Annotated in this window: 17 protein-coding genes and 2 tRNA genes; 1 reads left to right on the plus strand and 18 read right to left on the minus strand. The window is 62.6% G+C overall.

Annotated elements, in window-relative coordinates; genetic code table 11:
* Positions 1-50 precede the first annotated feature (50 nt).
* From coaD to DWV20_RS00680, 7 genes are all read right to left on the minus strand, one after another.
* Positions 51-548: a pantetheine-phosphate adenylyltransferase gene (gene coaD / locus DWV20_RS00650; RefSeq protein WP_117564151.1), complete on the minus strand. Its 498-nt coding sequence runs from the start codon at positions 546-548 to the stop codon at positions 51-53.
* On the minus strand, positions 541-1,170 hold the full coding sequence (gene rsmD, locus DWV20_RS00655; RefSeq protein WP_117786774.1) for a 16S rRNA (guanine(966)-N(2))-methyltransferase RsmD: 630 nt from the start codon (positions 1,168-1,170) through the stop codon (positions 541-543). Before rsmD ends, coaD begins: the two co-directional genes overlap by 8 nt.
* Entirely contained in the window at positions 1,167-3,344 is a 2,178-nt protein-coding gene (locus DWV20_RS00660; RefSeq protein ID WP_118256092.1) for an ATP-dependent DNA helicase RecG, read from the minus strand. The genes rsmD and DWV20_RS00660 overlap by 4 nt, the downstream gene beginning before the upstream one ends.
* Positions 3,345-3,353: 9 nt before the next feature.
* Positions 3,354-5,015 (minus strand): DAK2 domain-containing protein, encoded by a 1,662-nt coding sequence (locus tag DWV20_RS00665; RefSeq protein WP_117655401.1) that lies wholly within the window; start codon positions 5,013-5,015, stop codon positions 3,354-3,356.
* A gap of 27 nt (positions 5,016-5,042) precedes the next feature.
* Positions 5,043-5,399 carry an Asp23/Gls24 family envelope stress response protein gene (locus tag DWV20_RS00670; protein WP_022093773.1) on the minus strand — a complete coding sequence of 119 codons (357 nt, stop codon included), beginning with the start codon at positions 5,397-5,399 and terminating at the stop codon, positions 5,043-5,045.
* Between the two features lie 194 nt (positions 5,400-5,593).
* Positions 5,594-5,668 (minus strand) — tRNA-Asn (locus DWV20_RS00675).
* Positions 5,669-5,702: 34 nt separating this feature from the next.
* A tRNA-Asn gene (locus tag DWV20_RS00680) sits at positions 5,703-5,777 on the minus strand.
* A 353-nt stretch (positions 5,778-6,130) separates the two neighbouring features.
* Here DWV20_RS00680 and DWV20_RS00685 point away from each other — a divergent pair.
* Positions 6,131-7,210, plus strand: a complete 1,080-nt coding sequence (locus tag DWV20_RS00685; protein ID WP_118256093.1) for an IS110 family transposase — start codon at positions 6,131-6,133, stop codon at positions 7,208-7,210.
* A 467-nt stretch (positions 7,211-7,677) separates the two neighbouring features.
* Here the strand turns inward: DWV20_RS00685 and rpoD are convergent, their stop codons facing one another.
* The 11 genes from rpoD to DWV20_RS00740 all read right to left on the minus strand — a co-directional run bounded on the left by rpoD (position 7,678) and on the right by DWV20_RS00740 (position 23,809).
* On the minus strand, positions 7,678-9,033 hold the full coding sequence (gene rpoD / locus DWV20_RS00690) for an RNA polymerase sigma factor RpoD (protein WP_118256094.1): 1,356 nt from the start codon (positions 9,031-9,033) through the stop codon (positions 7,678-7,680).
* A gap of 109 nt (positions 9,034-9,142) precedes the next feature.
* A complete protein-coding gene (gene dnaG / locus DWV20_RS00695; RefSeq protein WP_118256095.1) occupies positions 9,143-11,251 on the minus strand; it encodes a DNA primase in 2,109 nt (702 codons plus the stop codon).
* Entirely contained in the window at positions 11,244-12,197 is a 954-nt protein-coding gene (ribF, locus tag DWV20_RS00700; protein WP_233539738.1) for a riboflavin biosynthesis protein RibF, read from the minus strand. The genes dnaG and ribF overlap by 8 nt, the downstream gene beginning before the upstream one ends.
* Before the next feature lie 50 nt (positions 12,198-12,247).
* Positions 12,248-13,180 (minus strand): tRNA pseudouridine(55) synthase TruB, encoded by a 933-nt coding sequence (truB, locus tag DWV20_RS00705; protein WP_117629488.1) that lies wholly within the window; start codon positions 13,178-13,180, stop codon positions 12,248-12,250.
* 15 nt (positions 13,181-13,195) lie between these two features.
* On the minus strand, positions 13,196-14,239 hold the full coding sequence (locus tag DWV20_RS00710) for a bifunctional oligoribonuclease/PAP phosphatase NrnA (RefSeq protein ID WP_117629487.1): 1,044 nt from the start codon (positions 14,237-14,239) through the stop codon (positions 13,196-13,198).
* A complete protein-coding gene (gene rbfA / locus DWV20_RS00715) occupies positions 14,232-14,642 on the minus strand; it encodes a 30S ribosome-binding factor RbfA (RefSeq protein WP_117629486.1) in 411 nt (136 codons plus the stop codon). The genes DWV20_RS00710 and rbfA overlap by 8 nt, the downstream gene beginning before the upstream one ends.
* 11 nt (positions 14,643-14,653) lie before the next feature.
* Positions 14,654-17,368: a translation initiation factor IF-2 gene (gene infB / locus DWV20_RS00720; RefSeq protein WP_118256096.1), complete on the minus strand. Its 2,715-nt coding sequence runs from the start codon at positions 17,366-17,368 to the stop codon at positions 14,654-14,656.
* A gap of 91 nt (positions 17,369-17,459) precedes the next feature.
* Positions 17,460-18,707 carry a transcription termination factor NusA gene (nusA, locus tag DWV20_RS00725; RefSeq protein ID WP_006234042.1) on the minus strand — a complete coding sequence of 416 codons (1,248 nt, stop codon included), beginning with the start codon at positions 18,705-18,707 and terminating at the stop codon, positions 17,460-17,462.
* Position 18,708: 1 nt separating this feature from the next.
* Complete coding sequence (rimP, locus tag DWV20_RS00730; RefSeq protein ID WP_117564814.1) at positions 18,709-19,203, minus strand: ribosome maturation factor RimP; 495 nt, start codon at positions 19,201-19,203, stop codon at positions 18,709-18,711.
* A gap of 258 nt (positions 19,204-19,461) precedes the next feature.
* Complete coding sequence (gene leuS, locus DWV20_RS00735) at positions 19,462-22,038, minus strand: leucine--tRNA ligase (RefSeq protein WP_118256097.1); 2,577 nt, start codon at positions 22,036-22,038, stop codon at positions 19,462-19,464.
* Between the two features lie 259 nt (positions 22,039-22,297).
* A complete protein-coding gene (locus DWV20_RS00740) occupies positions 22,298-23,809 on the minus strand; it encodes an IMP dehydrogenase (RefSeq protein ID WP_117803302.1) in 1,512 nt (503 codons plus the stop codon).
* Positions 23,810-23,959 lie beyond the last annotated feature (150 nt).

Here is a 23,959-nt window from a genome sequence, read left to right on the forward strand (position 1 = left end):
TAACATATCATCGTGCTAGTTTACCACATGCCACCAGGCAATAAAAAACGTCACGAAAAGCGGTGTCTGAGCGCTTCGACCACGTTGGGCGGGACAAACGTCGATACATCGCTGCCGAGCGAGGCGATCTGGCGAACGACCGAACTCGAGATATAGCCGTACTGCGGCGCACTCATGACAAAGATGGACTCAAGCTCGTTATCCAAGCGATAGTTGAGGTCTGCCTGCTGCAGCTCGTACTCAAAGTCGGTCATGGCGCGCAGGCCCTTGACCACGGCCCCCGCCCCCTGCTCGCGAGCGAAGTCGACCAAGAGGCCGGTAAAGGGCAGGACCTCGACGCCGTCGATATCACCGAGCGCCTCGCGAGCCAGCGCCACGCGCTCATCCAGCATAAACGTGGTGCCCACACCGTTTTTACCCTGCGACTCGGCGACAGCGACGATCACGCTGGGAAAGATGCGGCGGGCACGGCGGATGACGTCGATATGGCCAAATGTGATGGGATCGAAGGTGCCCGGGACAATCACGCGGTTGATAGTGTCATTCATGGGCGTCCTCCGTGGGTGCGTCGCTATCGATACCATCATCCTCGCCGTTGCCGACCCAACGAAGCAGGTCGACCGAGGTAATGCCGTAGCGCTTCTCGCGCACGATCTCAAAGCCTGCCGGATGCGCGCCGGCATCGGCGGCGGCATGCTCAAACAGGGCATAAGCGCCAGGTGCAAGCAGACCCTGCTGAGCCAGGTTCTGCAGCAGTTCCTCGACCGGCTCGGCACCAAAAGCATAGGGCGGGTCGAGCAGGACCAGATCAAAGGGGCCGCCCGGCACACGACCGCGCGAGGCGCTCGCCAGCATGTCGCCCGTTACCACGCGCCAACGCGCACGGTCACGGCAGAGCGACTCGATATTCTTGGTAATGAGCCGCGCGGCATTCCGATCGATCTCGAACGTCGTGAGCGAACGGGCTCCCCGCGAGAGCATCTCAATGCCTAGGGCACCGGAGCCGCCAAAGGCATCCAGTACGCGGACCTCGTCCAAATCAAAGTCAAAGGCCGATAGGACCATGGATGCGCACGCTTCGCGCACGCGGTCGGTCGTCGGACGCGTAACATCGCGACCGCGCGGCTCTTCGATTTTGCGACCGCGCCATTCACCGCCGATGATTCTCATCCTCCGCTGACCTCCTTAAAAATGTGTCGATATCGCATGGCGACCGCATCGCGCAGGGGGCGCGTCGCCACGGAGTCAAGGGTGCAAGCATACCGCAAGAGCTCGACCGCGTCCAAATGGGCCCATTCGATAAGGTCCTCATCGGCGTCCAGGTCCACAAAGCGCAAGGTCACGCCGCCGTGCTGACGGTAACCCAGGATTTCGCCCTCGTGACGCAGACGCAGGTCCATCTGGGCAAGCGTAAAACCATCCGAAGTTTTTTCGAGCGATTGCAGGCGATCTTGTGCTGCCGACGCGCCGCCGTTGCCCTTGGAGTGCGTCATGACCAGGCACGTGCCCGACACACTGCCGCGGCCCACGCGACCGCGCAGCTGGTGCAGGGCAGCCAAACCAAAGCGCTCGCCGTTCTCGATGACCATGACGGTGGCGTTAGGCACGTCGACGCCCACCTCGACCACCGTAGTCGAGACGAGCACGTCAATCTCGCCACGCTTAAAGGCATCAATAACCTGGTCCTTCTCCCCCGCTGGCATACGGCCGTGAAGGCGCTCGATGGCAAGGCCCGGCAACGCCAGACGCAGGCGATCGAGCTCGGTCGCCGTATCGTGCAGCGGTACGGGAACCGTCACGCGGCCCTCATCGTCGCGGGCAATACCGGGCACGTCTTCCAGCTCATCGGCCGAGTCACTCGGCTCCACGAGCGGGCAAATCACGTAGGCCTGCTGACCCTTTTCATGCGCCTCACGGATGGCGCCATAGGCCAGGTCGCGACTCGACTCGGTGAGGACGCGCGTCGTCACGCCGGCACCCGGAATGGGACGATGGCGGATGATGCTCGTATCCAGGTCGCCATAGACCGAGAGCGCCAACGTGCGCGGGATAGGCGTGGCCGTCATAACGAGCAGGTCCGCACCGGGGCCCTTCGCGCGTAGGGCGTTGCGTTGGCCGACGCCAAACCGGTGCTGCTCGTCGATGACGACAAGCGACAGATGCTTGAACGCAACGTTATCCGAAAGCACCGCATGGGTGCCAAAGAGCACGTCAAGCTCGCCCGATTCCAGCTGCGCATGGATGCGCTCGCGCTCTGCGGCCGGCGTGGCACCCGTCAGAAGTGCCCAGGACATGCCGGCCTGCGAGAGCAGAGGGCCGGTCTTATCGGCATATTGGCGCGCCAGCACGCCCGTGGGCGCCATAACGCAGGCCTGCGTACCGCCATCGGCAGCCACAGCCAGCGCGCAGGCGGCAACGGCGGTCTTACCGGTACCGACATCGCCCAGCAGCAGGCGGTTCATCATGCGCCCGCCATCGCACATATCGCGCAGGATATCCTGGAACGCGGCCTCCTGCTCGTCGCTCAGCGAAAACGGCAGGGCCTGCTTGAGCGCGACCAGGTGCTCGCCCGCGGTGTGGGCATAGGGCACCACATCGACCAGGCCGCCGTCGTTGCGCAGACGCAGCGCCAGCTGCAGGTAGAGACACTCCTCGTAGGCAAGACGCCGGCGTGCGATGTCGCGCTCAGCCATGCTCGAGGGAAAGTGGATCGATCGAAGCGCACGAGCATTGCTCATCAGGCGACGCTTAACGCGTAAGCGTGCCGGAATGGGATCAAAGGGATTGCCGACGACCTCGAGCGCGCCGCTTACGATGCGGCGCATCCACGCCTGGCTCACGCCATCACTGACGTAATGGACCGGCAGGATAGTGCCTGCGGCACGCCCTTCCTCGAGCTTTTCAAAGTGCGGCGAGGCCATCTGCTTAAAACCGTAGGCAAACTCAACCTTGCCCATCACGGCCAGGCGGTCGCCCTGCTTAAGCTGCTGGGCAATCCAGGGCTGGCGGAAAAAGGCGACCTGTAGCACGCCCGTCTCGTCAACGAGTGAGACCTCGGTCACCTGCATGCGCGGACGCGGCTGCTTTTGGACGATGCGGTCGACCGTGGCGATGATAGTGCACACGGTACCGATGGGCGCCATCTCGATGGACCACGAACGAGTAAAGTCGAGGTAACGATGAGGGATATGGAGAAGGAGGTCCCCCACCGTCCGAATTCCCAGACGGCGAAGGGCCTCCTCACGTTTACCTGAAACATATTTGAGTCGCGCGATATCTTCGTCGAGCGCATTGCTCTGGGCAAAGCGCTCCGAGACGCGCGGCACGGAGCACAGCTCGGACATGGGCAGAGCCTACTCGATCGAGAAGATCACGGGATAGAGCGGCTGCTCGCCACGATGGGCGTCGATCTCCAAATCGGGCTGAGCCTCCTCAATGGCGTCTACGATCTCCTGGAAGGCCTCATCGGACAGTTCCTCGCCGGCCAGAATCGTCAGCGCGTCGCCCTCCTCTTCCTCCTGCATACGGTTGATGCAATCGAGCGTGACCTGCTTCACGTCGGAGCCGACCACGTCGATGGAGCCGGCGATGATACCCATGACGTCACCGGAGTGAATCGGCGAGCCGTCGGAGGCGCTGGAATCGCGCACGGCACGGGTGACCTCGCCATCGCGAACCTCGCTGATGGCGTCGACCATAGCGGCGACGGCATCCTCGAGCTCGGAATCGGGCAGGACCGCGAACAGCGCGGAGAAGGCCTGCGGGACGGTCTTGGTGGGAACGACGGCTACCTTCTTGTCGGTGCAGGCTGAGGCAGCGGCCTCGGCAGCCATGCGGATGTTGCCGTTGTTGGGCAGGATGATGACCGAGGTCGCGTTGACCTGGTCAACGGCGCCCAGCAAGTCTGCAGTCGAGGGGTTCATGGTCTGGCCACCCGACACGATCACGTCGACGCCGAGGGACTTGAGGATGTCTGCCTCGCCGGAACCGGCGGCAACGGCGACAAAGCCCAGCGCCTTGGCGGGCTCGGCGGCCTTTTCCTGGTCCTCGTGGATCTTGGCGGTACGGTCGTGGGCCTCCATCTCCATGTTGTGGATAAAGACCTCGTAAATCTGACCAAGCTGCAGCATATGCTCGAGCACCAGGTTGGGGGTGTTGGAGTGCACGTGAATCTTGTAATCGGGGTAAGCGCCCACGAGTAGCTCGCAGTCGCCCATGGAGCCCAGGAACTTAAGGCACTCGTCCTCGTCAAACGGGGCGTCTGCCTTAAACAGGAACTCATTGCAGTAACGGAACTCCGAGCCCTCCCAGTCGTCGTTGGCCTCGATCTCAACGCGGTCGAGGGCCGCGTCGCGGGCAGAGCCAGCGGAGTCAAACGTGGCGGAGAAATCCTCGACAACGGTGCTGCGACCAAGCGCGGCGGCAACAAAGTTCTCAAGGAAGATGGCAAATCCAAAGGCGCCGGAGTCGACCACGCCGTTCTCCTTCAGAACGGGCAGCAGGTCGGGCGTACGGGCGACGGACTGATAGGCCTCGACGACGATGGCGTCGAGCGCGTCCTCGGCCGAGAACTTCTTCTTCTCGCACTCGTCTGCCTTGGTCGAGACGTCGCGCAGCACCGTGAGGATCGTACCCTCGATGGGCTTACGCACTGCCTGGAAGGCAACCTTGACGGCTCGGCGGAACGCATAGGCGATGTTGGCGGAAGTGATGGGCTCATCGGCAGAGACAAGGCCCTCGGCCACACCACGCAGAATCTGCGAGGTGATGACGCCGGAGTTGCCACGGGCACCCATCAGGGAGCCATGGGTGATGGCACCGGCGATGGCCTCCATGTCGGCGTCGGCAGGAAGGGCGGAGAGCTCCTTGGTCACCGAGGCGAGCGTGAGCGACATGTTGGTGCCGGTATCGCCATCGGGTACGGGGAAGACGTTGAGTTTGTTGATCTCCTCGGCCTTGTCGGAAACGGCAGCCGCAGCGATCGGAAAACAGGTGCGAATGGTCTTTGCAATCATGGGTATTTGAATCTCCGTTTTCGGATGCTAGTTCAGACGGCTCTTGAGCGCGTCGATATGGATGCCGATCTTAAGGCTGGCGGGGTCGATCTGGGCGATCTCCTGCAGGGTGAAGGCAACGGAGCTCGAAAGATTGTGGCAGACGGACTTCATGTTGACGCCGTTCTCGAGCACGACGTGAAGATCGACCGTAAGGCCGTTCTCGTCGGCGGAGACAAGCACGCCCTTGCGGAGGCGCTGACCGGCAAGCAGGCGCACGCTCTCGGCGCCTTGGAGCTGCTCAGCCATACCGACGACGCCATAGCACGTCATCGCGGCATAACCGGCAATATCGGCAATAACGTCGTTCGAGACGCTCAGGCTGCCGTTAATGGTCTCAGACACAAGAATCTCCTTATCTGGTGCTCACGGCACCATGTCGTGGGAGCAATCATTGCAATATTCTACAACGACCGCGCCATGTTGAGGTGATGGGTCGCGGGATTACATCCTCGACACGAAATGTTGATATGGCAACGTTCGAGTCAAGTGGTCGCGGCATGAAAAAACCCGCCGCATAAGCGACGGGTTCTACAACCTGGCTCCCCGGGTAGGACTCGAACCTACAACAGCGCGGTTAACAGCCGCGTGCTCTACCATTGAGCTACCGAGGAATTAAAAAGCCCAGCGGAATGGGCTGAGAAATTCTGGCTCCCCGGGTAGGACTCGAACCTACAACAGCGCGGTTAACAGCCGCGTGCTCTACCATTGAGCTACCGAGGAATAGGTGCGTGCTCTCAAGCAACGAAATTTATTATACGGACGAATCAGCGCAGGGCAAGAACTTTTTTGAGATTTTTTCCGACCTAGTCATTGGGGACGTTCTTAAACGACTAGTCATTCAAGAACGTCCCCAACGACTACTCATTTAAGTCTGTCCCCAATAACCACCCCCAAACTGTCGCACAACTGACAGCCATAGCAACGCCGCAGATAGAGGACGGACAGACACTATGACCCAATCCGAGGGCACTAAAAAGATAGGAGCCCCCGCTCGTGACCGCGGGTCGGGGCTGCGACAATGATGTTGAAGTGCCATAGGCGCAGCCGCGCCGCAACGAGGTTGGGAGGCTCCCATGCCAAAGTATTCTACCGCGTTCGGGATGGACGTCCACCTGAGGTCGACCACCGTCTGCGCCCTCGACGCGGACACCGGCGAGGCCGTGACGAGGAGGTTCCCCGGCAACCCCTGGGGCGAGATCGCCGGGTGGATGGGTGGGTTCCCCGGGCCGTCGCTCGCGGCCTACGAGAGCGGCTACCCCGGCTTCGCCCCGCAGAGGGAGCTCGCCGGGCTCGGCGTCGAGTGTGTCGTCGCCGCGGTCTCGAAGATACCCAGGTCGGCCGCCGACTCGGCCTCCAAGAACGACAGGAACGACGCCGCCAGGATGGCCAAGGCGATACTCGCCCACGACATCTCCCCCGTATGGGTCCCCTCCCCCGAGGTCGAGGGCATCAGGGACCTCGCCGGCGCCTACGACGGGGCGACCGCGCGCCTGGCGACCGCCAAGCAGCGGCTGCTCGCCTTCCTCGCAAAGCGAGGGTTCGCCTACGGCGGCACCACGCCCGCCGGCAACCCGAGGAAGTACTGGACCTACGACTTCCTGAGGTGGCTCGACAAGGTCAGGCCGGAGGACGATGGCGGGGTTCGGACGCTCGCCGCTCTGAGGAGCGAGGTCGAGGCCGCGGCGGAGGCCCGGGCGGATCTGCTCTCCGAGTACAGGGCGGCCGTGGATGCCAGCCCGATCGCCGCGGAGGTGGCCGCCCTCCAGTCGATCAAGGGCTGCGCCTTCGCGCTGGCCGCAGCCTTCTCGGCCGAGGTCGGCGACTTCACGAGGTTCCGTTCCGGAAGGCAGGTCACGGCCTATTTCGGCCTCGCGCCGAGTCAGAGGTCGAGCGGCGACTCCGTGCGGCTCGGAGGCATCAGCGGTGCGGGCAACGCGCTCGTGAGGAAGCTGGCCGTTGAGGGTTCATGGTGCTACGCCGCGGCGCGGCACCAGCCGAAGCTCATGCCGAGGGACACGGGCGTGCCCCTCGAGATAAGGATGCACGGGAGGAAGGGGTCCGAGCGGCTCCTGCGGCGGCGCGAGGAGATGCTCGCCCGCGGCATGCCCCAGGCGAAGGCTAACGCGGCCACCGCGGCCGAGCTCGTGAGGTAGCTCTGGGCCCTCGGCATGATGTGCCGGGAGGGCGCGGAATAGACATAGCCCCCGCCCCGGCGAGCCGGGCGGCCTTCGGGGATACCCCCTATTTCGCTGTGCGCGCGGAGCCCTCCGCATGCGCCTCGACAGACTTGGGGAACCCCGCCGAAGGAATGGAGTGCGGGCCGACAGAACGGTATCCGCGGATATGAGACTGAGCCGAAGGCGTCGATGACATGCCGGGGGCGGACCGGGACGGGTTTAACGGCAGGCCCCGCCGACCGATTGCAAGCGGTCGGCGGGGCCATTGTGGCTCTTGACAGCGGATTGGGTCATATGAGCGAAAACCCGCCAGAGCGAGCAAGGTGCCTTGAAACAAGGCGGCATTGACCTTTTGGTCATGCCGCCGAAGTTGAAAGGCAGATTGCCGCTCTGGCGGGTTTGCAGCATCGGCCAGTTACGGCGTTCGGTAGAACGCCGCAACCCTAAGACTCGATGTAGTCCTTCAGCTTGCTGCTGCGGCTCGGGTGACGAAGCTTGGCCAGGGTCTTGGACTCGATCTGGCGGATGCGCTCGCGCGTGACGCCAAACTCGCGGCCGACTTCCTCGAGCGTGCGGGGATGCCCGTCGACAAGGCCAAAGCGCAGCTCGATAACCTTGCGCTCACGATCGGCAAGCGAGTCGAGCACCTGGGTGAGCTGCTCCTGCAGCATGGAGAAGCTGGCAGCATCGGGCGGAACGATAGCCTGGGAGTCCTCGATGAAGTCGCCCAGCTGGGAATCCTCTTCCTCGCCGATGGGGGTCTCGAGCGACACGGGCTCCTGCGAGATCTTCTGGATCTCGCGGACGCGGTCGGCGCTCATGTCCATCTCGGCACCGATCTCCTCGGGGGTCGGGTCGCGACCCAGGTCCTGAAGGAGCTGGCGCTGCACGCGGACGAGCTTGTTGATAGTCTCGACCATATGCACGGGAATACGGATGGTACGGGCCTGGTCGGCGATAGCGCGCGTAATGGCCTGACGGATCCACCACGTGGCGTACGTGGAGAACTTGAAGCCCTTCTGGTAGTCGAACTTCTCGACGGCGCGAATCAGACCGAGGTTGCCCTCCTGGATCAGGTCAAGGAACAGCATGCCGCGGCCGACATAGCGCTTGGCGATGGAGACGACCAGACGCAGGTTTGCGCTGATGAGCGCCTGCTTGGCTTCGAGGCCGACGTTCTCAATGCGCGTAAGACGACGCATCTCGGCACGCGTGAGCTCGAGCTCACCGGCATCGGCGGCCTCGAGCTTCTCGGTGGCCTCGAGACCGGCCTCGATCTTCATGGCCAGATCGACCTCTTCGGAGGCGGTCAGCAGGTCGACCTTGCCGATCTCCTTGAGGTACATACGAACCGGATCGCCGGTCAGCATCACCGTGGAGGCATCGATGCCACGCACGCGGGAGCGTGAACGGGACGTGCGCACGGTGCGCTTCTTCTTGCTCTTGGAAGAACCCATCTCGGCGTCGGCCTGACGGGCCATCTTGAGCTCGTGATCGTCGAGCGAGCCGGAATCGTGCTCGTCGTCGTCATCGAAATCGTCGGTATCGGTATCGGTATCGTTATCGTCATCGTCGACGTCCATGGGGGCGTCGTCGTTACCGCTCGCGGAGATAATCTGGATGCCGCTGTTGCGCAGCGCGGAATACACCGCGGTGAGCTGCTCGTCAGAAACATCGATATCCTTCAGGGCGACCTGAATCTCGTCCTCGGTTACCGAAGTCCTGTTTGAGCCGTTGCCCATGAGCTTTGCAACGTAGGATTCCAGCCCAGTACCCGTGCTCTCAGTCTTTTTTGGCACAGATTCTCCCTTCATAGTCCACAGGACTCAATACTTTAGCACACACATAGGCGTCTATACCCAAAAGAGGACTGGATATAGGCGAGAATACGCTGGTTGACCACAACATCTAGGCCTGTTCGGTGCCTGCGGCCTCCAGACCGATCAAACGGAACGGGTCCGCCACGCCGCCGATCGACTTTTGCAGCTCGCGTTGACGCTGCGAATCCTGCGCGGCCTGCACGGTCAGCGCACGACGGGCCTCATCATCGAGCGAACGGTCCTGGCGCAGCTTGGCCTGTGCGGCTCGCATGCGACGCTTGATGGTGTAGAGCTCGAGCGTATCGAGCATAAAGACGATGTTCGTCTCGGTCGGGTGCTTACTCGTTGCCGAGATGCGCCCGGCGCTGACAAGGGAGGCCGCCTCGGGACACACCGCGCGCGCCGCATCCATGCAGGCCGCAGGATCGGTTCCCGGCGGCGTTGCCAGAACGGCCCATGCGATGGACTCGTGACGTGGGTCAACCCACTCGATAGAGCAGATGCGGTCGGCATACGTGCGGAACAGGTCGGGGTAGCTCGTGAGCATCGTCAACAGCTCGCGCTCCCCTGCCAAGGACTTGCGCTCAAGATCAGTAAGAACCATCGGCGCCGCCGCAGCCGGAGCGCCCGAACCATCAGTCACAGGCACAGCACCCATACCATCAGGCACATCGATCGGCAGCAGGTCGTCGACGACCTCCACGGGCGCGGCACCGTAGGCATCGAGCGGGACGTAGTCATACGGCTCTTCTTCGACCGGCGCGGACACCGGCGGCGTCGCGCCCGATGCCCAAGCACCGCGAGATGCCCCCTGCGAACCAGACGTCCGACCGCCCGCGCTACCAGAGCGCTCGGCTTGCGCCCGCTGGCGTTCATAGTTCTGCTCACGACGTCGTTCCGCATCTTCGCGCTTGGCGACATCGCGAAACACGCGACCCGAACTCGCGCGAACCGTCTCCAGATCCAAACCCAGCAGATCGGCAATCTGGATAAAGTATGTGTCGATCATATAGCTATCGCGCAGCGGATAGATAAGCGTCAGCGCATCTTCCAGCGCCTTGGCACGACCGCCCGGCGTGGTGATGTCACTCGACTCCTGCAGCGAACGGTAGACAAAGTCCATGAGCGGCTCGGCAGCGTCGATGCGCGCCTGAAGCTCCTGTCCACCATGCGCCGTGATGAACTCCATGGGGTCGTTGCCGTCGGGCAGCACCACGCAGCGCAGGTCCATCGAATCCTGCTCGATAAATTGAATCGCGCGACGGGCGGCCTTCTGGCCCGCGGCATCGCCATCGAACATATACACGATACGCTTGGCAAAGCGGGTGAGCGTCTTGACGTGATGCTCCGTGAGCGCGGTGCCCAGCGTGGCGACAACGTTTTTGATCCCCGCCTCCCAGCAGGCGATACAATCGGTATAGCCCTCCACCACGATGGCCGTATCCTGCGCGACGATAAACTCCTTGGCCCAGTTAAAGCCATAGAGGTTTCGCTTTTTATGGAACACGCTCGTCTCGGCGGTGTTGAGGTACTTGGGTTGGCCGTCACCCATGATGCGCCCGCCAAAGGCAATGTTGTGACCCTGCTCGTCAAAGATGGGAAACATCACGCGGTCGTAGAAGCGGTCGGCAAGCTGCCCGCGCCCGCGGCTCACGGCAACGTTGGCGTCGATCATCTCCTGCGGGGTAAAACCCGCCTGGGACAGGTGCGACACCAGCGCGTTGCGGCCCGGTGCAAAGCCCAGGCAGTAGCGGCGGCAGACGTCGCCACCCATACCACGGCTGGCAAAGTACTCGCGTGGACGGCCGTCCTTACCGCGCATAAGCATGGTGTGGTAGAACTGGGCGGTCTCGGCACACAGATCGTAGATGCGGGCACGCTTGGTACCGCGCTCGCGACGATCTCCGGTGTCATGCAGCTCAATACCCGCACGATCGGCCAAATAGCGGATTGACTCGGGAAAGCTCAGGTTTTCGCGCTTCATGATATAGGTGAAGACGTCGCCGCCTTCGCCGCAGCCAAAGCAGTGCCAGACCTGCGTAGCGGGGATAATGTGGAAAGAAGGCGTCTTTTCGCCATGGAAGGGGCAGCAACCCCAAAACTCATGGCCGCGGGGCTTGAGCTCAACCGTTTCCTGCACGATGGCAACTAAGTCGGACGCAGCGCGTACCTGGTCTTTTTCCTCATCGCTAATCACGGATACTCACCCCCTGCTCGCCCAAGTTGTGACGAATATCCTCGATATTACCCTCGACGGTCGAGATCAACTCATCCAGCGATTCGAACACACGCGAGGGACGCAGCCAGCGCGTAAACGCCAGCGAAACGGAAGCGCCGTACAGGTCGCCCGTATAACCAATTAAGTTAGCCTCGAGATGCGATGAAGCGGCATCGTCGGCATACGTCGGCGGCAGGCCGACATTAACGGCAGCGGGCCACGCGATGTCATCGACGAGCACCAGACCCTCATACACACCATCGGCAGGCACCTGAATGCCGTCGGGAACCTGCAGGTTTGCCGTGGGAAAGCCCATGTCAGAACCCTCGTGACGGCCACGAATAACACCGCCACGCAGCATATACGGGCGGCCGAGCAACTCAGCAGCAAGCTCCACATGGCCCTGTCCCAGCTCATGACGAATGCGGGTGGCGCAAATGGCCTCACCGCCCTCGCAAAGCAGGTCGTGACCATACACGTCAACGCCGCGCTCGGAACCCCAAGAGCGCATCTCGGCAACACCAGAAGCACCGCCACGACCCAGCCTAAAGTCGCTGCCAACGCGAATCGAACGAATGTCGACCAGACGCGACACCAGCGAGAGAAAAGCAACATGGTCGAGTGCCGCAACCTCAGGCGTAAAGGGAACGGCCACCACCGCATCGACCCCGGTCTGAGCCAAGGCATGTAGACGGTCGGCCGTCGTCATCAATTTTTGAGCGGGCGAAGGACTCACCACAACGTCCGGATCGGGATCGAAAGTGACCACGACCGCCTTGCAATCATGGGCGCGCGCATCGCTAACAAGCGCCGCAATGAGCTCCTGGTGTCCACGGTGAACGCCGTCGAACACGCCGATGGCAATCGATGCGGCACCCAGGTGCTCACACTTATCAAACGCATCGGCAGTAACGATGTGAGCCACGTCCGACTCGCCCGCGAAAAAAATACGCGCGAGCTCGTGAGCGGACAACATCATCGAACACCGCCGATTGCCTGCGGAAACACGTGCTCCATGACAAAGCGGCCACCCTCGATGCGGGCGAGCGCCTTGAGTCCCCCATCGAGCACCAACGCAAAAGGCGACTTCGAGGTATCGAAATCGGCAAGCGCACGCTCAACGGGAATGCGTCGACCGCAGAGCAGATCGTCGGCAAGATTGCCCGGCAAGTCAACACGCGTGGCGCCCAGGGCCGCAATGGGATCCAGGGCAAAGCCAGCCGCGGACTCGGGAGAAAACTCCTCGACCGCATGACAAGCGCCAATGGAAACAACACCGGAGGCCGTGCGGCGCAGCGCGGAAATGTGCGCGGCGCTCTCGCAGGCGCGGCCCAAATCGCGAGCGAGCGCACGGATATAGGTACCCTTGCTCACTGAGAACGCCACGGTCCACACACACGTATCACCTTCGCCTCCCACGGCGATCAGGTCGGCGGCATAGACCTCGACGGGGCGCGGAGGTAGGTCCACCGCATTGCCCTCGCGAGCAGACTTGTAGGCGCGAACGCCATTGACCGAGATAGCCGAAAACGCCGGCGGCACCTGCATCTGCGGACCCAGCAAAGCGGCCAAGCGCTCACGGGCATAGGCAGGATCGCGGAGCTCGTTGGCAACAGCCACCGTGCGGACCGCCTCGCCCTCCGCATCATCGGTATTGGTCTCGGCGCCAAACGAGATGTCGGCGACATAGCTTTTGGTATCGAGGGTTAGCATGCCCAGCAAACGAGTAGCCTGGCCAACACCCACCACCATGACACCCGATGCCATGGGGTCGAGCGTGCCGGCATGGCCGACGCGACGCTCATGGAGGGCGCGCCGACATTGCGAGACCACATCGTGGGACGTGCAGCCCACCGGCTTATCGACGGCGAGCAGCATATTCAGTTGAGAAGGCGTACGACGAGCCATGTACCATCCAAAAAGTTAAAGCTCGACGGTCACCGAAGCGGGATCCTCCCCTACCAGTTCGGCCAGCATGGGAAGTGCCACGGTGAGCGTCTCGAGAATCGTTCCGTTGTTGGAGAAACCGGCGGCAGCGGGATGTCCGCCTCCGCCAAAAGCAGCAGCGATCTCGGACACGTTGAGGTCGCCCTTGGAGCGCAGGTTGCCGCGCACCTTGCTATCGCCCTCAATGCCCTTCAGGAACAGGCAGACTTCGACGCCCATCACCGAGCGAACCACATCGACCAGGCCGTCGCACTCATCCGAGGTGACACCGCAGGCCTCAAGGTCACTCTGGTACGCGTAGCTATACGCGACGCGCCCGTGGGCCACCGTCTTGATGCGGCCCATAACGATGGACTTGAGGTGCAAAAACTCAACGCGCATGCTCTGGTAAACCTCGAGTGCCACACGCGCCGGATCGGCACCGTGGGCAACCAGACGCGAGGCTGCATGGAACGCGGCGGCATCGGCATTTTGATACTGAAAACGGCCGGTATCGGTAACCAAGCCACACAGCAGGCAGGTCGCAACGCCATCACGTGCGACAATGCCGCAATTGTCCAAGAAGCGGTCGATGATCATGGCGCAGGCTGCAGCTTCGACGCGCCTCAGGCTGAGCTCGGCAAACTCCTCGCGCGCCGGATGGTGATCGAAGCACACCACATGCTTGGAGCGACGAAGCACCTCGGCGGAGTTGTTCAGGCGCTCTACGACCGGTACGTCCACCGAGATGAACAGGTCAGGATTGCCAGTGTACGCAGATGCCGGCACCAGGCGATCGGAGCCTTCCATAAAGCGGTAGATACGCGGAACCGGGTCATCGTCTGCCAACAGCAGCGCAATGTCCTTGTTGGGAAAAAACTTCATGAGCGAAAGGCCCAGACCCAACACGGAGCCCAGGGCGTCGCCATCGGGAGAAGTGTGTCCCGAAATCGCAATGGAGGACGCACCCTCGATGAGCTCGAGGATGCGTCGCTGAATATCTGCAGACTCGCACGAGGCGAGGTCGGCGGAATTAGTCATCTAAAGCTGCCTCCTGGGCGGCATCCGCTATCGGATAGCCGTCCTCGTCCTTTTCGATCGCAAGCGTGGCGGGAACGTTTTCCAGCGCACGCGTGATGCGCTCGGCCTCATCGGTCGAGCGATCGATGCGAAAATCGAGCTCGGGCGTAACACGCCAATCGAGCGAGCGAGCCAACAGACTGCGAATACGGCCCTTAGCGCTTGCGAGCGCCTCCATGACCTCGTCGTAGCGGCTCGCATCGCACGACACGAACACACGCGCGAACGAACGGTCCACCGCGACCTCGACCGCGGTCAAAGTAACCAGGTCGAGACGCGGATCGGAAACCTCAAAGAGCAGGATATAACCGAGCTTCTCGCGAAGCTGCTCGCCCAGACGGCGGGTTGCCTGCGTTTGCTTCATAGCGCTACCCCCTACTCGGTACGGGCAACCTGGTCGATGCGGTAACCCTCGATCTGGTCGCCGGGCTTGATGTCCTGGAAGTTCTCCAGGCCAATGCCGCCCTCGGAACCGCTCTTGAGGCTCTTGGCTTCGTCCTTGTAGTGACGCATCGAGGCGATCTTGCCGTTGAAGACCACGATGCCGTCGCGCACCAGACGCACGGAATCGGTCGCGGCGATCTCGCCCTCTTCGACACGGACACCGGCGGCGATACCGACTTTGGGCACCTTGAAGGTGTCCAGGACGGTCGCGGTACCCGTGGAGACCTCGACCTCGGTGGGCTTAAGCATGCCGATACGGGCAGCGTCAAGTTCCTCGAGGCACTTGTAGATAACGTCGTAGCAACGGATCTCGACGCCCTCGCGCTCGGCGGCGGAACGTGCCTTACCGTCGGGGCGGACGCCAAAGCCGATGATGATGGCGTTGGAGGCGTCGGCCAGGACGACGTCGGTCTCGTTGATGGCACCAACGGCGGAGTGGATCGTGTTGATGCGAACCTCGGACTGATCCATCTTGTCGAGCGAGTCCTGAAGGGCCTCGATGGAACCCTGGACGTCGGCCTTGATGATCAGGTTGAGCTCCTTGACCTCGGCGTCGGCAATGGTCTCGAAGAGGTTCTCGAGCGTGACGTGCTTGACGCGGCTCTGCTCCTCGATACGGGCCTTGAGCGAACGCTCGTCAGCAAGCGCGCGAGCCTCACGCTCGTCCTCGAACACGCGGAACTCGTCACCGGCGTTGGGCACGGACTGCAGGCCCAGGATCTCGACGGCGTCGGAGGGACCGGCCTCGGTGACGGCGCGACCCTTGGGGTCGAGCATAGCACGGACGCGGCCGTAGGTAAGGCCGGCGACCAGCGTATCGCCCACGTGCAAGGTACCGCGGGTCACGAGCACGGTAGCGACCGAGCCGCGGCCCTTGTCGAGCTTGGCCTCGAGGACGTTGCCGGAGGCAAAGGTGTCCGGGTTGGCCTTGAGCTCGAGCACGTCTGCCTGGAGCAGCACGGTCTCCAGAAGGTCGTCGATACCGATCTTCTGCTTGGCCGAGATGTTGACGAACATGTTCTGTCCGCCCCACTCCTCGGGGATGACGCCGTACTCGGTGAGCTCCTGGCGCACGCGGTCGGGGTTGGCACCCGGCTTATCGATCTTGTTGACGGCGACGACGATGGGTACGCCGGCGGCCTTGGCGTGGTTGATCGACTCGACCGTCTGGGGCATGACGCCGTCGTCGGCAGCCACGATCAGAATAACGATGTCGGTCACCTTGGCACCACGGGCACGCATAGCCGTAAAGGTGGCATGACCCGGGGTATCGATGAAGGTGATCTTGCGGTCATTAATCATGACCTGCGAAGCACCGATTGCCTGGGTAATGCCGCCCGCCTCGCCGGCAGCGACGCCGGTGTGACGGATGGCGTCGAGGAGGCTCGTCTTGCCGTGGTCGACGTGGCCCATGACGGTGACGACCGGGGCGCGCGGCTTAAGGTCGGCGGGATCGTCGTAGAACGAGAAGGTGTTCTCCTCCTCGGGGGTGATGATCTTGATCTGACGACCCAGGTCGTCGGCAACGAGCTCGACAAGGTCATCGGACATGGACTGCGTCATGGTAAGCGGCGTACCCAGCAGGAACAGTCGCTTGATGATGTCGTTGGCCGGAACGTCGAGCGCCTCGGCGAGCTCCTGAACGGTAACGCCCTGGGAGACCTTGATGGCGTCGAGGTCCTCGGGGTTCACGCCCTGGGCCAGCGCCTCCTCTATCTTGCGCTCCTCCTGAGCCTTGGCAGCCTCGCGCTCGCGCTTCTCCTTGCGCTTTTTGCGGCGACCGGTGGACTCGCGAGAGGCCTCCTCGACGGCGGCACGAGCCTCCTCGAGCACCTTCTCGCGGCTGTACTCCTCGGCCTCGCGCGCCATGCGGCTGTAGTGGTCCTCTTCGTTGTTGTGACCGCCCTTGCGCTTCTTGCCCTTGCCCTGCTTGTCGGGGTTGGGGAAGTCCATACCGGCAGCGACGTTGTTGCTGGCATTGGTGCGATGGCTGTGGGGACGGCTCTCGGAGGCGTTGCGCTCGGAGTTGTTGTCGGAGGCGTTGCGATCGTTACGACGGCCACCGCGACGGTCGTTGTTGCCGCCACGACGGTTGCCGCGCTCGGCAGCGCGCTCGGCCTTGGCCTTCTGCTCGGCGTCCTTCTTCTCCTTGAGCACGGTCTCCTGTGCGGCAATCTGGTCAAGCAGCGAACGGAAACGCGAACCGGAGTCGGAAGCGGGAACGGCGCGGCGCTGGGCCTCGCGGGCAGCCTCCTCCTTCTCGCGGGCAAGGCGCTCCTGCTCGGCCTTCTTCTTGGCCTCGGCCTCGGCGCGGGCGGCCTCCTCGGCAGCCTGGGCGGCGGCGAACTGCCGGCGCTCCTCCTCGCGTGCCTTCTCGGCGGCGATGCGCTCGCGCTCGGCCTCGGCAGCGCGTGCAGCCTCCTCGGCGGCGGCTGCCTCCTCCTCGGCCTGCTTGGCAGCCTCGACTTCCTGGGCGCGGGCCTCGATCACCGAGGCGAGCTGCTTGCGGACCATGGCGACGTACGCGTCCTCCAGGGCGGAGGAAGCGGACTTAGCGGGAATCTTCATTTCGGCGAGATGACCCATCAGTTCCTTGGAGGTCATGCCGAACTCTTTGGCCAGGGTGGACACACGGACTTTTGCCATATGACTTCACCTACCCTTTCTGGCACCTTGGGTGCCTAGAGACTGAACGAGCGTGGGGGATGCGCCGGGACCCGCCCGGCGCGATCGCGCGCTAGATCAGATCCTCCGCATCATCGAAGGCGTCGGTGTCGTGGACACCGCAGAAACGGGAGCCGGGACGGGCCTGGTTGCGGCACTGGATGCCGTCCTCGGACACGTACTCGCAGCGGCGGACGTCCTCGTCCTCCTCGTCACCGATCAGGTCGGCGGCGGGCTCCTCGTGAACGGGAACGTTCTTGAGGATGTCGGCGGCAAGCGTCTCCGACTTGATGTCGATGTGCCAGCCGGTCAGGCGCGCGGCGAGGCGGGCGTTCTGGCCCTCCTTGCCGATGGCGAGGGACAGCTGGTCGTCGGGCACGATGACGCCGGCGTAGGCCTTCTCCTCGTCGATGAGGACGCGGGTGACCTTAGCGGGCGAAAGGGCGTTGGCGACGTAGACGGCAGGATCGGCATCCCACAGGATGACGTCGACGCGCTCGCCACGGAGCTCGCCCACGACAGCGCGAACACGGCTGCCCTTGGGGCCGACGCAGGCACCCACGGGATCCAGACGGTCGTCAAGCGAGTGGACGGCGACCTTGGAGCGCTGGCCGGGCTCGCGGGCGATCGACTTGATCTGGACGGTGCCCTCATAGATCTCGGGCACCTCCTGCTCAAACAGACGACGCATGAGCTCGGGGTGGGTACGGGAGATGACAATCGGCGGACGGCTGTGCTCGCCACGAACCGGCTGCAGGTTGGAGTTGGGGTCGCGAACGTCGATGATCACGGCCTTGATGTGCTGGTTGTGCAGGTAGCGCTCGCCCATCGGGCGCTCGTTGCGCTCGTTCTCGTAACGGCGCTGATCGAAGTGCGGCAGCTCGGCCTCGACGCCTTCGCGGATCTTGACGATCGTGAAGTCGGGCGTGGACTGCAGCACGGTACCGCTGATGAGGTCACCGATGCGGCCGGAGAACTCCTCGTAGATCTGCTCGCGGGCGGAGTTACGCACGATGGCGTTGATCTCGGCCTTGGCGTGCTGGGCGGCGATGCGGCTCGTGTTCTTGGGGGTAACGTCGATCTCCTCGAACTCGGTGAAGTTGCCCTCCTCGTCCATGGAATCGTCGATCGGCTCCAGGCGGTAGACGTAGATCTTGCCGGTGGTACGGTCGATGGTCACCTTGGCGCCCCACTCAAGATGCAAAATCTCGGCATAGCTCTTGGCGAGCGACTGCTCCAGGCGGTCGATCAGGTAGAGCTGGTCGATGTGCTTCTCCTGGCAAAGCTCCATCAGGGCGGACATCATGTCGGATGCTGCCATCTTACTTTCCTTCCTTCGCGGGCTTGAAGTCGTAGGTGGGCTTCAACTTGCACTTTTTAACATCAGAGAAATCGAGGGTGACGGACTCGCCGTCCTCGAGCTCGAGGGTCACGTCGGTCTCGGTCGCAGCGGCAATCTTGCCGGCGTACTTGCGACGGCCCTCGGTGGCGGTGGAGGTGAGCTCACAGTTCTCGCCCACAAAGCGGGCAAAGTCGCGCGGACGGCGCAGCGGGCGCGCCATACCCGGGCTCGACACCTCGAGCGTATAGCTCGAAGAGATGGGGTCGAGCTCCTCAATCACATCGCCGACCCACTTGGTGTTGGCCGTGACGTCGTTGAGCGACAGGCTCTGACCCTCGGCACCCTCGATACGCACGCGCACGCAGGGGGCCTTGGTGGCGCCCACGAGCTCGACGTCGACGATGTCGACATCGTGCTGGGGAGCGACGGCCTCGAGCGCGTCGATGATCGCCTGCTCGGTCTTGGTCTTGACCATTGCGGCACCTCCATCCATACAAAAAAGAAGCGGGGCCGAAACCCCACTTCTTTCAATTACAACTTCATTTGCAAGCAAACTATACCAATACCTGCGAAAACGTGCAAGCACAACAGAAACTCGCAGGTCAGCGCGCCCACAGTATCTCCACAAGAATAGAACAATTGACCGCGGGCGCCGCGAGCAGACAAAACAAAACGAGGGGCGATCCAGCCGGATCGTCCCTCGTCTTTTACACGCCGGCTATACGTGCGGCGTTTACTTAACCACTAGGTTGACCAGCTTGCCGGGTACGCAGATGGCCTTGACAACGGTCTTACCCTCGGTCCACTTGGCGACGGCGGCCTCGGCAGCAGCCTGCATCTCCTCGTTGGAGGCATCGCGGGCCACGTCGATGCGGCCACGGACCTTGCCGAGAACCTGGACGACGATCTGCACCGTGTCCTCAACGGACTCGGCCAGGTCGAACTCGGGCCAGGCGGCGGTGTAGGCGTTGCCCTCGCAGCCGAGCGCCTCGTGCCACAGCTCGTCAGCCCAGAACGGGCAGATGGGGGCAAGGACGCTCACGATGTCCTTGGCCACACCGTAGCACAGCGCCTTGTCGCGGGCGGCACCCTCGGTGGCGTTGAGGTAGGCGCTCGCCGCGTTGACGAGCTCCATGACGGCCGAGATCGCGGTGTTGAACTGGCCGCGGTCATAGTCCTCGGTGCACTTGGCGATGGTGCGGTGACGCTCGCGATAGAGCTTGAGCGCCGCCTCGTCGAGCACGGACTTGTCAAAGGCCACGTTGGCATCGCCGGACTGGACGAGCTGCCACACGATACGCCAGGCGCGCTTGATAAAGCGGTTGGCACCCTCGACGGCCTTGGGATCCCAGTCGAAGTCCTTCTCGGGCGGGGCGATAAACAGGATCGCCAGACGCATGGTGTCGGCGCCGTAGGGCTCGATAACCGAGCTCGGGGGCACGACGTTGCCCTTGGACTTGGACATGGTGTCGCCGTTCTCGTCCTTGACCATGCCCTGGCACAGCAGGTTGGTGAAGGGCTCGTCCACGCTCAGCAGACCCAGGTCGCGCAGCGCCTTGGTAAAGAAGCGGCTGTAGAGCAGGTGCAAAATGGCGTGCTCGATGCCGCCGATGTAGTTATCGACGGGCATCCAGCGGTCGGCGGCGTCCTTGGAGAAGGGCAGCTCGGTGTTGTGCGGGTCGGTATAGCGCAGGTAATACCAGCTGGAGCAGGTGAAGGTGTCCATGGTATCGGTCTCGCGCTTGGCCGGGCGACCGCAGACCGGGCAGGTGGTCTCGTAGAACTCCTTGCACTCGGCGAGGGTCTCGCCGGCGCCCAGGTCCAGGTTCTCGGGCAGCGTCACCGGCAGCTGGTCCTCGGGCACGGGCACGATGCCGCAGTGCTCGCAGTGGATGGCCGGGATGGGGTTGCCCCAATAGCGCTGGCGGGAAATGAGCCAGTCGCGCAGACGGAACTCGACCTTACGACGACCGCAGCCCATGGCCTCGAGGTCAGCAACGATTGCAGCCTCGCCCTCGGAGTGCTTGCCGCCGCGCATACCGGTGTACTTGCCGGACTGGACGAGCGTGCCCTCGGCAGCGTGGGCGCAATCCCAGTCGACGGTCTCGGCATGGAAGGTATCGATGGTCTCGCCGTTGGCCTCGACGGCAGCGCGGTCGTCATCGTCCAGGATGATCGGCACGATCGGCAGGTCGTACTTGCGGGCGAACTCAAAGTCGCGCTGGTCGCCGCAGGGAACGGCCATGACGGCACCGGTGCCATAGTCGGCAACGACATAATCGGCAACCCACACAGGGACCTTCTCGCCGTTGACCGGGTTCACCACGTAGCGGCCGGTAAAGGCACCGTGCTTCTCGAGGGTGCCCTGGGCACGCTCGACGGCGGAGATATGCTTGGAGTCCTCGACGATCTTGGTCACGGCCTCCTCGTACTCCGTACCCTCGACGAGCTCGTGCAGACGAGCGTACTCGGGGGCCAGGACAAAGAAGGAGACACCGAAGAGCGTATCGGCACGCGTGGTGAAGACGGTGATCTTGCCCTCGTCGCCCTCGATGGGCTCGCCATCCTTGTCGCACAGGGTAAAGTCGACCTCGGCGCCCTCGGAGCGACCGATCCAGTTGGCCTGCATCTGCTTGACGCGCTCAGGCCAGCCGGGGAGCTTCTCCAGGTCGTCGAGCAGCTCCTGGGAGTAATCGGTAATCTTGAAGTACCACTGCTCAAGGTCGCGCTTCTCGGGCTCGGTGCCGCAGCGCCAGCACTTGCCCTCGGTGACCTGCTCGTTGGCCAGAACGGTCTTGCAGGTGGGGCACCAGTTGACCGGGTTCTTCTTGCGGTAGACCAGGCCCTTTTCCCACAACTTCTCAAAGATCCACTGACCCCAACGGTAATAATCGGAGCTGCAGGTCTTGACCATGCGATCCAGATCGTAGGAGAAGCCCATGCGCTTCATCGTGGCGAGCGCCTGGTCCATGTTCTTATACGTCCAGGCGGCAGCCTGCGTGTTGTGCTTGATGGCGGCGTTCTCGGCAGGCAGGCCAAAGGCGTCAAAGCCGATGGGGTGCAGCACATCGTAGCCGCGCATGCGGGCCTGACGGGCCATGGCATCGCCGATGGTATAGTTGCGCGCGTGGCCCATGTGCAGGTCGCCCGACGGATACGGGAACATCTCGAGCACGTACTTCTTGGGCTTGCTGGCGTCGGTGTCGACGGCAAAGAGGTTGGAGTCCTCCCAGGCCTTCATCCACTTGGACTCAATGGCCTGCGCGTCGTAGGCAGGGATCTCATCCTTATGATCTGTGCAATCGCACATATCAGCTCCTTTAATCTTTAATGGGGTCGGTCGGCTTAGCTTTATTCGCTACTGCGGACAGTCCTGCGCAAGACGAAGAGCACATTAAGTGCTCTTCTTTGCGTGCGGAACTTGTAGCGAACAAAGCTAAGCCGCCCGACCCTAAGGTTGACTCGCATGATGATAGCAAATACAACAAGCGAGATGTCTGCGACTTGCAGGCATCTCGCTTTATCTAAATAACGTGGTTGAGGCTCAACCTTTATGTGCAGGTCTTATCTTATCGATACGTTACGCTCTGTTGGGAGTCCTTGACTACGACGTCGTGGGCTCCGCCTTCGACGATCGAGGTCGAGGAGACCAAGGTCAGACGTGCCTTTTCCTGGAGCTCGGGGATCGAGAGGGCGCCGCAGTTGCACATCGTGGACTTGACCTTGTAGAGCGTGCCGCCCACGCCGTCCTTGAGGGAGCCGGCGTAGGGAACGTAGGAGTCGACGCCCTCGACGAAGCTGAGCTTCGCGGCGCCGCCCAGGTCGTAGCGCTGCCAGTTGCGGGCACGCGCAGAACCCTCGCCCCAGTACTCCTTCATGTACTGGCCGTTGACGTTGACGCGCTCGGTCGGGCTCTCGTCAAAGCGGGCGAAGTAGCGGCCCAGCATCATAAAGTCGGCGCCCATGGCAAGGGCGAGCGTCATGTGGTAGTCGTATACGATACCGCCGTCGGAGCACACGGGCACGTAAACACCGGTCTCCTCGTAGTACTCGTCACGGGCGCGGCAGACGTCGATCAGCGCGGTGGCCTGGCCACGACCGATACCCTTGGTCTCGCGAGTGATGCAGATGGAACCGCCGCCGATACCGACCTTGATGAAGTCGGCACCGCAGTCGGCCAAGAAGCGGAAGCCCTCGGCGTCGACGACGTTACCGGCACCGACCTTGACGTCCTCGCCGTAGTTGGCGCGGATCCACTCGATGGTGCGCTTCTGCCACTCGCTGAAGCCCTCGGAAGAATCGATGCACAGGACATCGGCACCGGCCTCGATGAGCAGCGGCACGCGCTCGGCATAGTCGCGGGTATTGATACCGGCGCCGACCATATAGCGCTTGTCGTTATCGAGCAGCTCGTTGGGGTTGGTCTTGTGGCTGTCGTAGTCCTTGCGGAAGACGATGCCCATAAGGTGATCGTTGTCGTCGACGATAGGCAGGGCGTTGAGCTTGTTGTCCCAGATGACGTCGTTCGCAACCTTGAGGCTGATGTTCTTGTCGCCCACGATGAGCTGCTCACGCGGGGTCATGAACTCGGAGACCTTCTTCTGGTGATCATCGCGACTGGGGCGATAGTCACGGCTGGTGACGATGCCCAGGAGCTTACCCTTGGGAGTACCGTCGTCGGTGACCGGCATGGTGGAGTGACCGGTCTTCTCCTTGAGCTCGATGACCTGCTCCATGGTCATGTCGGGGGTCAGCGTGGAATCGGACTGAACGAAGCCAGCCTTGTGATCCTTGACGGCCTTGACCATAGCGGCCTCGGACTCGGGGGTCTGGGAACCGTAAATGAAGGACAGGCCACCCTCGGTAGCGAGCGCGACACCCATGTCGACGCCCGAGACGGACTGCATGATGGCGGAAACCATGGGGATGTTCAGGGTGATTGCCGGCTTCTCACCGCGCTTGAAGCGGGTTAGCGGCGTCTTAAGAGAGACGTTGTTGGGGATGCACTGCGAGGACGAGTAGCCAGGGACCAGCAGATACTCCGAAAACGTGTGGGACTCACCGGGAAAGAACGTAGCCATGTTTCTCCTTTTTCCATGCGACCGGTCGGCTGCAGGCCTCGTAGGACCCAGCCCAACCTTGGGCGCCCAATACTGGGGAAGTATCTTAACGCACTTTGACTGCTACAATGCATGATTTAAGAAGAGCACACGAGGGTTTGACGCAGGCTT

The sequence above is a fragment of the Collinsella sp. AF02-46-1 genome (genome assembly GCF_003465825.1).
Classification (GTDB): Bacteria; Actinomycetota; Coriobacteriia; order Coriobacteriales; family Coriobacteriaceae; genus Collinsella.

Coding starts and splice junctions, on each gene's coding strand:
- coaD (WP_117564151.1), bottom strand. CDS start 548: ATGAATGACACTATCAACCGCGTGATTGTCCCGGGCACCTTCGATCCC.
- rsmD (WP_117786774.1), bottom strand. CDS start 1,170: ATGAGAATCATCGGCGGTGAATGGCGCGGTCGCAAAATCGAAGAGCCG.
- DWV20_RS00660 (WP_118256092.1), bottom strand. CDS start 3,344: ATGTCCGAGCTGTGCTCCGTGCCGCGCGTCTCGGAGCGCTTTGCCCAG.
- DWV20_RS00665 (WP_117655401.1), bottom strand. CDS start 5,015: ATGATTGCAAAGACCATTCGCACCTGTTTTCCGATCGCTGCGGCTGCC.
- DWV20_RS00685 (WP_118256093.1), top strand. CDS start 6,131: ATGCCAAAGTATTCTACCGCGTTCGGGATGGACGTCCACCTGAGGTCG.
- truB (WP_117629488.1), bottom strand. CDS start 13,180: ATGGCTCGTCGTACGCCTTCTCAACTGAATATGCTGCTCGCCGTCGAT.
- DWV20_RS00710 (WP_117629487.1), bottom strand. CDS start 14,239: ATGACTAATTCCGCCGACCTCGCCTCGTGCGAGTCTGCAGATATTCAG.
- rbfA (WP_117629486.1), bottom strand. CDS start 14,642: ATGAAGCAAACGCAGGCAACCCGCCGTCTGGGCGAGCAGCTTCGCGAG.
- infB (WP_118256096.1), bottom strand. CDS start 17,368: ATGGCAAAAGTCCGTGTGTCCACCCTGGCCAAAGAGTTCGGCATGACC.
- nusA (WP_006234042.1), bottom strand. CDS start 18,707: ATGGCAGCATCCGACATGATGTCCGCCCTGATGGAGCTTTGCCAGGAG.
- rimP (WP_117564814.1), bottom strand. CDS start 19,203: ATGGTCAAGACCAAGACCGAGCAGGCGATCATCGACGCGCTCGAGGCC.
- leuS (WP_118256097.1), bottom strand. CDS start 22,038: ATGTGCGATTGCACAGATCATAAGGATGAGATCCCTGCCTACGACGCG.
- DWV20_RS00740 (WP_117803302.1), bottom strand. CDS start 23,809: ATGGCTACGTTCTTTCCCGGTGAGTCCCACACGTTTTCGGAGTATCTG.